The sequence below is a fragment of the Rhodopirellula bahusiensis genome, assembly GCF_002727185.1.
Classification (GTDB): Bacteria; Planctomycetota; Planctomycetia; order Pirellulales; family Pirellulaceae; genus Rhodopirellula; species Rhodopirellula bahusiensis.
In genome coordinates this window covers 150863-164989 of sequence record NZ_NIZW01000019.1, presented here as the reverse complement: position 1 = coordinate 164989, position 14127 = coordinate 150863, and the positions used below count along the sequence as shown (strand labels likewise).

Sequence of the window (14127 nt, the reverse complement as noted above, 5' to 3'; positions counted from 1 at the left end):
CGCACGGACGAAAGCACGAGCTTGGCGGGAGGACTTCAACACACGCCGCCCGCACAGTTCGCTTGGCTACCTGACCCCAACGGAGTTCGCGGTTCGCAGTGCTGCTTCCGTTCGGCCTACGGCCTCACTCCAGCAGCACTGCGAATCACTGATCCCAATTCCCCAACCCAATCTTTCATAACGCCTGGTACAGAAAATGGGGGCATCCCACTGGCTCAATCGAGGGAGCCCGAATCCAGAGGGCGCCACCGACCACCGTGTCGCAACGCTTGGCGAGCAATCGAGCCCCAAATCCCCGCTTCGTCTCAAACGTTGGTTTCCCGGCCCATTTAATCGCCGCGGGGACTGGTTTGGCCACGGCGAGCGGCTTAATTTGGCCTCTGTCAGCTCCTCCATCACCCCTTCCTCGCTGACGTCCACTGGGCCTTTTGCCCGTCCGTGCCAATCCAACGGAACCTGCTTGATGTCGACATCCGATTCGGAACCTTCCACCTACAACGATCGCCCCCAAGCGACCACGGGAATGCCCCCCGGCATTCCCTACATCATCGGCAACGAAGCCGCCGAGCGATTCAGTTTCTACGGCATGAAGGCCATCCTGACCGTTTTCATGGTCGACTACCTGCACTGGATGAGCAGCTCGTCCACCGCACAAGGCATGAGCAATGCTGAGGCGACCGAGCACTATCACACGTTCACCGCCGCGGCGTACTTCTTTCCCGTGATCGGTGCATTGCTGTCGGACATCTTCCTGGGGAAGTATCGAACGATCCTCTACCTTTCGATCGTCTACTGCATCGGCCACGGTGCTCTCGCATTGATGGGCTCGCCACCGTTGTCCGCGGGCATGTGGTTGTTCGCCGGCTTGCTGCTGATCTCGATCGGCTCGGGAGGAATCAAACCCTGCGTCTCAGCTCACGTCGGGGATCAGTTCGGTAAATCGAACTCCCACATGCTGACGAAGGTGTACCAGTGGTTCTACTTCAGCATCAACTTCGGCTCGTTCATCTCGACGTTGCTGACACCTTGGGTCCTGGAACACTACGGTCCCCATTGGGCCTTCGGCATCCCCGGTGTGCTGATGGCAATCGCGACATTCCTGTTTTGGATGGGACGCCACAAGTTCGTTCACATTCGGCCAGGCGGCTATCGCTTCTTGCAGGAACTTCTCTCGTGGGAAAAGTTCTCTTCGATCCCCAAGCTGATGATCATCTTCTCGTTCGTAGCCGTGTTCTGGGCTTTGTTTGATCAAACAGGTTCCTCGTGGGTCCTTCAAGCCAAAAACTTGAATCGAGAATGGCTTGGCTACACATGGCTGGAATCACAAATCCAGGCGATCAATCCGATCTTGGTTCTGACTTTGATCCCGCTGTTCCAATTCTTGATCTACCCCGCAATCGATCGAGTGTTCCCGCTGACGCCCATCCGCAAGATCAGCCTCGGTTTGTTCGTCATGATCGGTGGATTCGCAATCGTGGCTTTGGTTCAAGAGCGAGTGGACGCCGGAAGCCAACCTTCAATCGGCTGGCAGTTTCTCGCTTACGCGGTTTTGACCGCATCGGAAGTGATGGTCTCGATCACTTGCCTGGAGTTCGCCTACACCCAGGCCCCGAAAACGATGAAGTCCATCGTGATGGCTGTGTTCCTGTTCTCAGTCTCAATGGGCAACGTGTTCACCGCCACGGTCAACCGCTACATCCAAACCCCCGCCGCTGCATCACTCGCGGCAGACATCGACTTGGAAAGCGACGCAAAGCAAACATTCGACAACGGCAGTTTCGTTGGCGAACTTCAAAACGATGACCCAGCGGCTCCGAAGCTGGCCCTACTGGGACCTGACAACAAACTGGGCACGCAAGACGATGCGACTCTTTTGCTGAACGAAGATGGCAAGTTGGATTCGATCGAAAACGCCTCTCTCGAAAGCTTCAATGCTGTCGCAGAAAAGATCGAAGCGTTCTTCCTGGATCAAACTGGCGACGACTCCACGAGAGCCTTCCCGAGCGTTGAGGAAGCTCAATCGCTACTTACCGACGCCAACGATGCGTTCGGCAATCCGATCACCTACAAATTACTGTCGCGAGACCAGTACCAACTCGTCTCTGCGGGTGCCGATGGTGTGAATGACACTCAGTGGGACGAGACATTGACGGGAACGGTTGACCGAGCCAACACTTCGGAGACCGCCGACACGGATGCCCTGACTTTCAACTGGCTCGAACGCCAAAAGATCGCGATCGAATCGGAAGGCGATTCCGGCCAAGCCGAAGTCGTCAAACGCAAGTTGATCAGCGAACGTGGAGGCGGCGACGAAACCAAACTTTCGCGCGACTACGCGATCGGTGGACGCACACTGCTCGAAGGTGCCGCTTACTTCTGGTTTTGGACCACCTGCATCTTCGTCACCGCAATCCTGTTCGTCCCTGTTGGCTATCTCTACAAAGAGAAAACCTACATCCAAGACGAAGATGATGCTGAACACGCTGCTGAAGCAATCGCTGACGAATCGATCTCAACTTGAGGTTGCACCACCAGCGACGTTATTGCTGAACAACACTCGCCATGGTTCATTCCGATGAACCGTGGCGGAGAGATGTTTGGCAATCACTCCACGCCGCGCCGCGACTCCAGCTCTTGAAAAATTTCGCGAAGGCGTTGTACCGACGCGGGTTTTGTGATGTGCCTGTCAAAGCCCGCTTCCATCGCCATCCGAATGTCTTCCGGCTGCCCGTTACCTGTCATCGCAATCAGCATGCTGGAATCCAGTTCCGACAAACTCCGGAACCTTCGAGCCAACTCGTAGCCGTCCATTCCCGGCATGCAGATGTCGGAAAAGACGATGTCGGGCTGCAATTCTCGAGCCCGCTCGATGCCTTCGGGAGCACTGGAAGCTGAGTTCACCTCGTGCCCCATCGCACCGACCAGCATCGTGAACATCTTCGCGATCGCCGGAACGTCATCGACGACAAGCACCCGGTATCGTCGCTTCGGCCCCTCTTCTTCAGCGACAGTCTTTTCCTCCTTCGGCTTGGAATCCAACCGAGGCAAATGGATCTGAAATTCGCTCCCGGTCGACGCGCCATCGGTGTCCATCAATAGAACCTTGCCATCGTGCAGTTCGATCAATTGCTTGACCAACGTCAAACCGATGCCGAGCCCTCCGCGACTGTCCTTCAAAGTGTCTTCCACTTGCGTGAACATCTCAAAGATGCCCGTCCGATGCTCCGGCGGGATACCAACGCCATTGTCCTTGACCGTGATTTGCACCTGGCCCTTGGAATGACCGCAAGAGATTTCGATGCGGCCGTTCCGTGGCGTGTACTTGCACGCGTTGTTGAGCAGATTGGTCACCACCTGCGTCAGTCGCACATAGTCGCCATAAACAAACAACGATTCCTCGGGATCAGATCGTCGAATCAGTTCATGTCCCATCTCGCTGCACAACGAGTCCACCGCTCGACAGGAGTTGGCAACGACTTCATGAATCGAAACCGTCTCACGCTGCAAACCAATCCGACCACGGGTGATTCGCGAAACATCCATCAAGTCATCGATCAATCGCACCAACTGGCGGACTTGGCTATCCAAAACAGTGCTGATCTCATGGACCTGACCGGGGTCCTCCGCCGCGAAACGCAGCAAGTCGACTGCGTTGCCAATGGGCGTCAACGGATTGCGTAGTTCATGCGCCAGCAATGCAAGAAAACGATCCTTGCGTTCATCCATCTCGCTCAACAACGCCTTTTCAATCTTCAATTCGCGAAACAGCCGTTCGCGTTCGAGTGTGCCCGCGTGCGACTGCGAGACATCATCGATGATCAGCAAAATCCGATCCGAATACCCGTCGTGTCGATGCAACGAAACGGCGGAAACGTTGACATGCACGGTTCGCTTTTCGCCATTGGCATCCTCACCCTTGGCGCGATAAGTGTCCACGCATCGGAACACACTTCCGTCGCCCACCGCGTCGCAAATCCGCTGGCACTCGTCGAGCTTGTGTTCGGAGATGATCGGCAGGGGATAACCGAGCACCTCAGCGCTGGTCCAGCCGAAGATGGCTTCGGAAGCATCGTTCCAAAGCTCCACCCGACCATCCGTATCAATGACAATGACCGACAGCGGCGATGCTTGGATCATCGTTTGGAACATGCGAGCATGATCACGTTCACGCTCCGCCGCCGCGATCAATTCGATTTCTGACTCGACCGACGCCGAAAGCTCACGCAGCGTTTCGAGTTCGTCTTCGGTCCACTCTCGCGGAACAACATCGACAACGCAAAGCGTACCGAGCACTTCACCCGATCGTGTTCGGATGGGAAAGCCGGCGTAAGAAACGATCCCGTACTCTTCGATCGCCGGATGCGAAACGACTCGAGGATCCACGCGAGCGTCTTGGATCAGGAAACGCTTCCCCGCCCGCACCGTCAACTTGCAGAACGAGTGGCTCAGCGGCGATCCTCGCAGCGTCGCAAGTGGTTCCGGTAACCCAACGCAGCTCTTGAAGAACTGCCGATCTTCCTCGATCAGGGTGACCACCGAGGCGGGGCATTTCAGCAATCGGGCCGCCAACCGAGTGATCCGATCGAACGATTCTTCGGCAGGACTGTCCACCAACGACAGACTTCGCAAGGCCTTCAGTCTCAGTGGATCTGTGATCGGGTCATCGGTTCGATTCATCGATGCTTTCGCGGCAATTCGCAATGTCGTTTGACAAAAAAAGGGGGACGGTTCAAAGACACGCCCCCCAAAATTCATACCGCATCGATTTTAGCTGGGTCCCTCCGCTTTGTCGCGGGGCAACCTTGAGTCACCCCACGGAACGGAGAAATTGACTATTCCCCGCCACTTGGCGTCCAGCAGCCGCCATCACCCATGGCGGGCGGCCAACGATTCAGCCACTTTCAATCTCTCACTCAAGGACTCGGCAGCGAAAAGCCTTCGGGCAGGAAAGTGACCTCGCGATCATTGGCAACCTTTGGCCCCTCGGTGCTGCGTCCGGTTTCGACGTACTCGTTGAGCAACACCAGCAACGAATCCACAACTTCTGGATTCTCCTTTGCGACGTTGTTCTTCTCGGCGGGATCCGCCTCCAGGTCAAATAACTGCATCGGCGGAAGTCCTTGCAGCTTTGCCTTCGGTTCCCGAGGGTTGCTCCAGCCGCCGCTGCCGTGCGACAAGCACAGCTTCCACTTGCCACGACGAATCGCGAAAAAACCGCCAATGCTGTGGCTGACCAAAGCTTCGCGTTCCGACGCGTCATCCCCACCAAAGACGCCGGTCAAATCGAATCCATCTTCGCCACCCGTCGCTTCACGTGTTTGATTGGTGATTGACTGCAGCGTCGTGTACACGTCGGTCAAACAGGCGACCGCGTTGGTCGTTTTCCCCTCGACGACCTTTCCCGGCCACCGCACGATGAACGGAACGCGGTGACCACCTTCGTAGATATCCGCTTTGTGCCCGCGATATTTTCCACTTGGATCGTGACCGTGCTTTGCCAGCTCACCAAAGTTGGCTTCCGGCGAACAACCGTTGTCGCTAGTGAAGATCACCAGAGTGTTCTCATCGATGCCCGCTTTCGCAACCGCATCGAGCAGTTGCCCCATGTGGTGATCCATCTGCATCACAAAGTCCGCGTAGGGGTTCATCCCACTGGCGTCTTTAAATGGCGGCACCGGAACGATCGGCGTGTGAGGAGCAGGAAGTGGCAAGTACAAGAAAAACGGTTTGTCTTCTTTCACACGTTCTTCCACGTAAGCAATCGACTTGTCGAACAAGTGCGGCAGCACTTGCTCGATTTCAAAGTCATCTCCAATCGGCCCGTTGCGATACCAACCATAGGGATTCTGTTTCTTCGTCACGCCTTCTTTTCGAGTCGGCACGCTGGTTGGCCTTCCGGTATCGACCCAAACATACGGTGGCATGTCCAACGATCCGCAGTGACCGTAGTACTGATCAAACCCATTGCTGTCTGGGCCGTTCAACACGGGCTTGGTGAAGTCAATCTCTTTCCCATTCTTGTGCCAATCCCAACCAAGGTGCCACTTGCCAATCATCGCCGTGTGATACCCGGCATCTTGCAACAAGTGGCCCAAGGTCGCACGGTCAGCGGGGATCAAGTGCTCACTCGTCCCACTCAAAACACCCTTGGCCAACCGAGACCGCCAGTTGTAGCGACCGGTCAACAAACCATAGCGTGTCGGTGTGCAAACCGAACTTGGCGTGTGAGCGTCCAGGAAAGTCAAACCTTCCTCGGCCATCTGCTGCAATCGCGGTGTTTTGATTTTGCAATCAGGATTGGTCGGTGAGACATCGCCGATGCCCAGGTCATCCGCCATCACCAAAATGATGTTCGGACGTGTTGCGGAATCATCCGCGTGAACAGGCGTCGCTTCGACAGCCATCAAAAAAGGAAGAGCAACAACCGTGGAAACAACGAACCATCGCAACCAATTCATCTGCAGCCAATCAATCAGAGTGTAGAGGGGAGAGGGGGATCGCACATTCTAGACACGAAGCTTTCCGATGCGAAAAGCTTCTCGTGAAATCCCGCGTGGCCCCTCAGGCTACCAAAGAAATGACTCGTTCATGTGCGAGGCAAGCACGACATCTTCGCTGACCTCGACCAGCTCGTTGATTGCGACACTCGCACAATCAAATGCGGCAAACAGACGCCGCATGGCAAGCCACCTCGCTCAAGCCACCGGGTCATAGAGAGGCGAACTCTTGATTTGCTCTTTGGTCAAACCCACCGTGACGGTCGCCTCCGACCAAGAGATCTCTTGGATCTGGTCTCGACCGAGCAACACCTTTTTGCCAGGCCACCAATTCCGAGTATCAACGATCAACTGTTGAATGGACCAGTTCACGTCATCGATCACCATTCCTCCCACGTGACCGACGTGATCGTCCGTGCCTTGGATGGAATAGCCCGACACTTCGTCAAAGCTACGAAGATGGTTCCGTTTGATGTCATCGTTCTCGACTTGGTCCATCGGCATCAAGCCTGCTGCCAAGGGCATCGGCGTGTATCCACTGCCGGCCAATGTCGCCCCCGCGGGTCCCCAATAATACGGCACGTCAAAGTGTTGATATAGCTCGATCTCCATTTGACGCGACACAGGACGATCGGACTCCACCGAAGGACTGTCTTTGACCTGCTGACTGGTCAACGGCACGGAGGCACTCGACGCCGCCCAATCCGCATTCTGAACCTTCATCGGAGGAAACAAGACCTGACGGCCCGGAAGCCAATGTCCCGTATCAACTACCAAGTGCCTGACAACCCAAGTCTCGTCATCAAACAGCAGGTCACAAACCGAACCCACACTTCGGTCAGTTCCTAGCAGCTCGGTCCCCAACATCGTCTCAGTCGAAATCAACATTGCATTTCCCCTTCACATCCAAGTCACTTGATGCAGCTTACGAGTTTGGATCTTTGATACGAAACTCGATGGTGCAAACAATGTTCCGAAGGCAGCGGAATGCTGTCTAACGATACCGCTGCGAAACGACGCGAAACTCAAAGTAACGTTTTGCCGGAACGCATTCGAAAACGGTGCGAGCAATCTCGCCGACCGATTCGTGGCCAGCCTTCACCGCGTGACGATGCTCCAAAGTTGCCAGATGCGTTTCCAAATCCTCCGGGATCAACTTCAGAACATGTCGATCGTGAGTGGACACGCCCGCTTGTGCGAGCAAGCGTTCTTCAAAACGTTGCAATGGACTGCGATGTGTCCAGACGAAATACAACCGCTTCTCTTCTTCGGAATCCGCCAAGTATCGCGATTGGGGGTTCAGCGAAAATTGGTTCACCAAATCAACGCCAGCTCGACCGCCGCCGACGACGCCCAACTCGATTTGAAAGTGGTCGAGCTGCTTGGCATATTCTCGCAGGTTTTTTGCCTTCCAATCAATCTGCCACCTTTCAAACCGTGGAACGATATCGCCACTGGTATCGTCGGGCCCGCCAGATCCAATTTTGTCACTGGCACCCGCCGTATCGCCTCCCGCCGGTTCGGTGGCGGGTTCGTTCATCGCCACTTGCTTGGCTGCCGCGACCAATGACTGCACCGATGTTTCTAAGTCCTCCGTCATCAATGCCACCACTTCCTGATCAGCCGGCGTATCGAATGGGGCAGCGACGATTGAACCGCCACCAAGCGAGACACGTGTGATCTCCGCCACCGGCTCGGTCAAGACAACTTCGTCTTGCGGCAGCAGCATCCACAGCAGGAACAAGACGCCCACCACACTGGTCAGCATCAGCAAGACCGCCATCAAGAACGACGTCACCGCATCAAACCAACTCGTTTGCATCTTTGACGAGACGCGTGGCGGTTCAGAATCGACATCCCCTCGATGCGACATATCGGGCTTGTACATAGCGACCTTTCCGAGATAAGTGGTTCCGGCGACGGAAGGTGGAAATCAACTCCCTAAGTCCTTCATCCTAGCGGAATCGGATTCAGCGATGGTCAAAAGTCATCGCTCGCAATTCGCGGGCGTTCTTTGCTGTCTCTCTTTCAACGATGGCTTCTCGATCTTTTTTCAATCCCGGCTCGCAACGACCTACCTTTTGCTTGCATCATTGCTATTCAGCAGTGTCGCCGGATGGGTTCACGTCGGTTGCTGCAGCTGCTCATCGAGCGGATTGGTAAGCGATAGTTCGGTTTCTTCCGAGCAAGCACAGCCCGCCAAATCGTGCTATTGCCACCATCACTGCGACATCACGACATCCGAGGATGAATCGTCCGATCATCATGCTCCGTCAAGGACCTCAACTTCAGCATCGCTGCTTCTCTCGCGGTGCTGGGCGTCTTCGGCTTGATTGGGGTCGTTTTGCGAACTATGAAAATCGACGAAGCGTGGCAAATTCGTACCGCCGAGTCTCATTCGTTTGCTTCCTCCCTGACTTCAGAAGACGCCAAACCCCGATCGGGGCTGGATTTGGTCGTTCCTCCGGGCATCATCGGAGCGACCATGCTGGCGGGCTTGGTCGCGATGAGCGTTGTCGCCTGTTTCGCCTACTACCATCCGCGGAAGAATGCTTGGACGAAATTAGCATGGCGAGGGCCGAGTGTTTGTCAGCAGCCAACAGCGGTCACGCCGAACACGCTTTGTATTGGCTGCCCGTTTGAGAGGACTGGAGCCGTCGAATGGAAGTCGGCACATTCATCCGCACCGGCCAGATCCGTCCCTACCAGCGAATGCAGGGCTATCTGATCCGCAAGAAACTGGAATTTCTCGAGCACGAACTCGAACATGCCCCATTCGAAGTAGAAGAGACGCAGAAAGTTGTCCGAGACATCCTCGGAACAAACTCTGGTTGGGTCCGCTCCTTCCGCGTCGAGGAATGACGGTCATCACTCGAGACTCGTTTGAATGACACTCTTTCAAGAGTGCTTTGGTCTCGTCGTGCAAAATGCAAAAGCGTCAACTCGACGGAAGCCTACAGAAAGCTGGGGATCCCCCAACACCAATCTGCGGAAACCATCCGGGGCGAGATTCTTTGCTCGCTCTCCCCTCACGCGACAACTCAAAAACCGCGCACCGGCGTTGCCAGCAATCGTCGGACGTTGACGTCTTGTGAATTCTGCCCTGGAACCAATCCTTCCGTATCGCGCTGAGCCGGATCGGCTCCTTTGGCCAGCAGCAACTTGATCAACGGCACATTTTCGCTGTCGGCGGCGATGTGCAATGGAGTTGTTCCGAATAAGTTCTTCTTGTTCGGGTCAGCACCAGCATCGAGCAGCAATCGACAGTTTTCGATGCTGCTTCCCGATGCGGCGAAGTGAAGTGGCGTCGTTCGCCAACCCGGACATTCCAAGTTGATGTCTTTGAGCTTCGGGATCAGGCCACGCAATTCCTTCTCCTTGCCGAGTCCAGCTGCCACGTGCGCCGGATATTTTGTTTGAGCACCATGATGGATCAACAAATCAGCAATCTCTTTGAATCCGTTGTACGCAGCCTCTTCGATCGCCGTTCCCCCGAACTTGTCCTTGGCTTTCGGATTGGCTTTGAACTGAAGCAACACTTGAACAACCTTCAAGTTCCCGATGGCAGAAGCGTGAGCAATCATGGGCATCCCATACTCGGGCTCCTTCTGATCGACCTTCGCGCCCGCCTTCAACAGCATTCGCGTGAGCTCCGGTGACTCATACACGATCGAGTAGTACAGCGGAAAATATCCATCACCATCCACTTCATTGACATTTGCGCCAGCCGCGATCAGCGTCCGGACTTGAGCTGAGTCTTGTTCATGAATTGCGTCCATCAGCTCAGATGCGAATGCGGAGGGAGCGGAGACAAAACCGCAGGCGAAAAGCACCACAAGCAGAGCAGGGAAGTATCGATTCATCAGTTACTCTTACGCTATAAGTTTGACTCATCTGCCGGCAGGGTGCGAAGCAAACGGGCTTGCCATGCAGGCTCGCCTGAAAAGCATTCTAGCCGTTGCGGGTCGATCGATACCAATGCACTCCGATAGCAGTGCGACGCGAATTGATCGACTTTTGGTCGAGTCCGCATTACGATCGGTGTGTCGCAGGCTTGCTGCGGATGCCGTCACCAAGCGGCTTTGATTCTGGCCAACTCACCCGAACGGGCTCCAAACACTTCATGTTTTTCAAGTCCAAACTCAACTGTCTTTTGTTCCTCGCCGCATCGATCGCCGCTTCAACGACAACGGTTGCGGAGGAAGGGTACTGGCCTGACGGCAAGACATATTGCGTCACGCTGACCTATGACGACGGGATACCAAGTCAGATCGCTCATGCCTTGCCGCAATTGAAAGCGGCGAAAATGAAAGGAACCTTCTTTTGCCCCGGAGGCGTTACCTATCGTTGGTCGCAGGAAGACCTGGACCAGATTCGCGACGAGGGCCACGAGTTGGCGGGGCACACCATCAATCACCCTTGCGCTCGGAAGAACGATTGGGTGAAACCGGGCAACGCTTCAGAAGACTACGACGACGCTCGCATGGCGAAAGAACTCGATGAAAACCTAGCGAACTTGATCAGTAATGGCGTCCAAAGCGAGCTCGCCACGTTTGCCTACCCTTGCGGGAACACATCGATCGGCGAAGACAAACACAGCTATGTTCCATTGGTCAAAGAGCGGTTCTTCGCCGCGCGAGGCACCCAGTTTGGAATCGAAATCCCCAGCCAAGGCGACACTGATCTATTTGAAGTGAAAACGGTCGCGGGCCACGAACGCGACCTGGCGTATCAACTCGACCAAGTGACCAACGCGCGAGAGAAACAAGGCTGGCTCGTGATCATGTTCCACGGCGTGGGTGGCGACCACTTGGCTATCAGCGCCGACGACCACAAAGAGATCCTGCGATTCCTGCAGAACGACGATTCGGTGTGGGTCACAACATTTCAAGAGGCTGCCGCTTGGGTGAAATCCAAACCGGTCGCGACAAAAACGACCGCACCGGCTGCGGCGGATTACGGTGAATAGACCCAATTCACATTGCTTTGCGAGTGCGATCATTTCCAGGTAGACAATGACTGAACGCACAACATGCTTGATCGCAGGTGGCGGCCCCGCGGGAATGTTTCTGGGTTTCCTGCTCGCCCGCGCCGGTGTGTCCGTGACCGTGATTGAGAAACATGCCGACTTCCTTCGTGATTTTCGCGGCGACACGATCCACCCTTCGACCATGCAGAACTTGCACGAACTTGGTCTGCTCGACGAGTTCCTTCCGCTGATGGACTTCCGAGCAAACAAGCTCAAAGTCAACATCAACGGCCAAACCTTTGACGGCCCAGACTTTTCGGATCTTGATACGAAGTGTCCCTTCATGGGCTTCGTCCCGCAGTGGGACTTGCTGAACTTCATGGCCGAGAAGGCGGCCCAATACCCGGGCTTTGACCTACGAATGAGCACGAAGGCGGTGGACGTGATTCGCGATGGCGGGCGAGTGCGTGGTCTGCGTTGTGAATCAGACGAAGAAACCTACGACATCCACGCCGACCTCGTGGTTGCTTGCGATGGTCGCGGCTCAACGATTCGGCAATGCACGGATCATGCCGTCGACGAAGTTGGCATTCCCATCGATGCTCTTTGGTTCCAACTCGCTCGTCCCGAAGGCGATCGCGGGCACACTCTTGGTTGGCTGAAAAACGGCAACATGCTGATCACCATCCCGCGACGTGACCACTACCAAATCGCCATGGTGATACGCAAAGGCGGGTTCGATTCGATCCGAGCCATGGGACTCGAAGCCTTCCGCGGCACTGTTGCGTCGGTGTGCCCAGTCCTGAAGGACGTCACTGGATCGCTGAGCGATTGGAACGATGTCAAATTGCTTTCGGTTCAAATCAATCACATGCGAACGTGGTACGAACCAGGCTTGTTATTCATCGGCGACTCGGCTCACGCGATGTCTCCCGTTGGCGGCGTGGGCATCAATTTGGCGATCCAAGACGCGGTCGCCGCGGCCAACTTGTTGTCGAAACCATTGCTGGCCGGAAAATTGACGGAGGCGGAACTCGCTTCGGTTCAAAACCGCAGGAGTCCTCCAACGCAAAGGATGCAACGCTTGCAAAGGCTCGCTCACCATCAGCTTTTTGGGCGAAGCCAAAACGACGGCCAACCATTTTCGCCGCCGTGGTATCTGAAGTGGGTGTTGCCGATCGCCGCCCCATTCCTGCGTCGCAAAGCATCCCGATGGATTGGGCTCGGATTTTGCCAAGAGCACATCCAAACCTCGCCTGCAGTGCCCAATGCGACTTCGTCTGTTTGATGATTTTTGCTTCACAGCCAAGCAGAACAGCGGCGTGTTAACAAACCACCGCAACATCGACTGTGTTGCCCGCGACTGATCATGCTTGCTTTCCAATTCGCTTCCGGCTTCGCCGCGCCGCACGGGTGTGTCTCGGATGGTTACCATGGGGTGGAAAGGCGAGTCGGGACGGAGTGAATTGACGAGCTCTAAACACCGGTTGATTCAAAACTCCAGGAGCGAAGTGATGCAGATTGGCGTCCCCCGCGAACGTTGGCCCGGCGAAGCCAGAGTGGCGCTCGTCCCCGCAAGCGTCAAGAAGCTGATTCAGTCTGGTTTTTCAGTCGAGATCGAAACCGGAGCGGGAATTCAATCAGGGTTCACCGACGACGCTTACACGGAAGCCGGCGCCGTCCTCCAAACCGACCGGACGTCCGTTCTATCAAGCTCGGACATTGTGCTGCGAGTCCGACGGCCCGAGATCGAAGAGGTTTCGTCGCTCCGTCGCGAAGGCATCCACATCAGTTTTCTCGACCCGTTCAACGAAAAAGAACTGATAGGCGAAATGGCCAAGTGTGGCGTGACGTCGGTCTCGATGGAAATGATCCCGCGATCCACTCGTGCACAAAAGATGGACGCCTTGTCCTCGCAAGCCAACCTGGCGGGCTATGTCACGGTGATCCAGGCCGCTTATCACAGCAAGAAGATTTTCCCGATGATGATGACGCCCTCGGGAACCATTCGGCCCGCTCGGGTGTTCGTGATCGGTGCGGGTGTTGCCGGACTGCAAGCGATCGCGACCGCCAAACGCCTGGGGGCTCGCGTCGACGCCTTCGACACTCGTCCCGTGGTCGCCGAACAAGTTCGTTCCCTCGGTGCCAAGTTCGTAGAGATCGATTTGGGCGAAGTGGGACAAACGGAACAAGGGTACGCCAAAGCACTCACGCCCGAACAAATTGAACTTCAAAAGGAAGGCCAAAAGAAAGTCATTGCGGCATCGGATGTGGTCATCACAACCGCTCAGTTGTTTGGACGCCCAGCACCTCGCATCGTCACACGCGACATGCTGCTAGCGATGCAACCGGGCAGCGTTGTCGTCGACATGGCGGTGGAAACAGGCGGCAACGTCGAAGGTTCGGTACTGAATGAGATCGTCGATGTCGAAGGCGTCAAAATCATTGGCCAAGGTAACTTGCCGTCCGAGGTGAGTCGCAATGCCAGCGAAATGTACTCGAACAACTTGACCGCCTTGATCGACGAATTCTGGGACGCCGAAACCAAGCAATTCGCGTTTGCCCCCGAGGACGAAATCGTTCAGGCCGCCGTCATCACGCGTGGTGGCGAAATCGTGAACGAAACCATCGCCAAGCTTCATTCCTAGACCGCACTTGATC

General features: G+C 55.6%; 10 protein-coding genes and 1 pseudogene. 6 read left to right on the top strand and 5 right to left on the bottom strand.

Annotated features, from left to right (window positions below; translation table 11 throughout):
- Positions 1–181: integrase core domain-containing protein (locus CEE69_RS22530; RefSeq protein WP_143549313.1), on the top strand; the 181-nt coding region annotated here is incomplete at its 5' end.
- A 282-nt stretch (positions 182–463) separates the two neighbouring features.
- Entirely contained in the window at positions 464–2521 is a 2058-nt protein-coding gene (locus CEE69_RS22525) for a POT family MFS transporter (protein WP_099262864.1), read from the top strand.
- An 83-nt stretch (positions 2522–2604) separates the two neighbouring features.
- Here CEE69_RS22525 and CEE69_RS22520 read toward each other — a convergent pair whose 3' ends face one another.
- The 4 genes from CEE69_RS22520 to CEE69_RS22505 form a co-directional block, all read right to left on the bottom strand.
- Entirely contained in the window at positions 2605–4677 is a 2073-nt protein-coding gene (locus tag CEE69_RS22520; protein ID WP_390179995.1) for a hybrid sensor histidine kinase/response regulator, read from the bottom strand.
- A gap of 236 nt (positions 4678–4913) precedes the next feature.
- Positions 4914–6458 (bottom strand): sulfatase family protein, encoded by a 1545-nt coding sequence (locus CEE69_RS22515; protein ID WP_099262862.1) that lies wholly within the window; start codon positions 6456–6458, stop codon positions 4914–4916.
- Positions 6459–6695: 237 nt separating this feature from the next.
- Positions 6696–7385, bottom strand: coding sequence for a PRC-barrel domain-containing protein (locus tag CEE69_RS22510; RefSeq protein ID WP_099262861.1), 690 nt, complete (start codon positions 7383–7385; stop codon positions 6696–6698).
- A gap of 106 nt (positions 7386–7491) precedes the next feature.
- Positions 7492–8385, bottom strand: a complete 894-nt coding sequence (locus CEE69_RS22505; RefSeq protein WP_099262860.1) for a hypothetical protein — start codon at positions 8383–8385, stop codon at positions 7492–7494.
- A 384-nt stretch (positions 8386–8769) separates the two neighbouring features.
- Between CEE69_RS22505 and CEE69_RS33565 the strand changes: the two are divergent.
- Positions 8770–9359, top strand: a pseudogene (locus CEE69_RS33565) (permease); the annotation flags it as partial.
- Positions 9360–9538: 179 nt separating this feature from the next.
- Here CEE69_RS33565 and CEE69_RS22495 read toward each other — a convergent pair.
- Positions 9539–10360, bottom strand: a complete 822-nt coding sequence (locus CEE69_RS22495) for an ankyrin repeat domain-containing protein (protein ID WP_099262859.1) — start codon at positions 10358–10360, stop codon at positions 9539–9541.
- A gap of 260 nt (positions 10361–10620) precedes the next feature.
- Here CEE69_RS22495 and CEE69_RS22490 point away from each other — a divergent pair, with 260 nt between their 5' ends.
- The 3 genes from CEE69_RS22490 to CEE69_RS22480 all read left to right on the top strand — a co-directional run bounded on the left by CEE69_RS22490 (position 10621) and on the right by CEE69_RS22480 (position 14114).
- Positions 10621–11466, top strand: coding sequence for a polysaccharide deacetylase family protein (locus tag CEE69_RS22490; RefSeq protein ID WP_099262876.1), 846 nt, complete (start codon positions 10621–10623; stop codon positions 11464–11466).
- Positions 11467–11512: 46 nt separating this feature from the next.
- Positions 11513–12754: an FAD-dependent oxidoreductase gene (locus CEE69_RS22485; RefSeq protein WP_099262858.1), complete on the top strand. Its 1242-nt coding sequence runs from the start codon at positions 11513–11515 to the stop codon at positions 12752–12754.
- Positions 12755–12977: 223 nt separating this feature from the next.
- Positions 12978–14114, top strand: a complete 1137-nt coding sequence (locus tag CEE69_RS22480; protein ID WP_099262875.1) for a Re/Si-specific NAD(P)(+) transhydrogenase subunit alpha — start codon at positions 12978–12980, stop codon at positions 14112–14114.
- Positions 14115–14127: the final 13 nt, after the last annotated feature.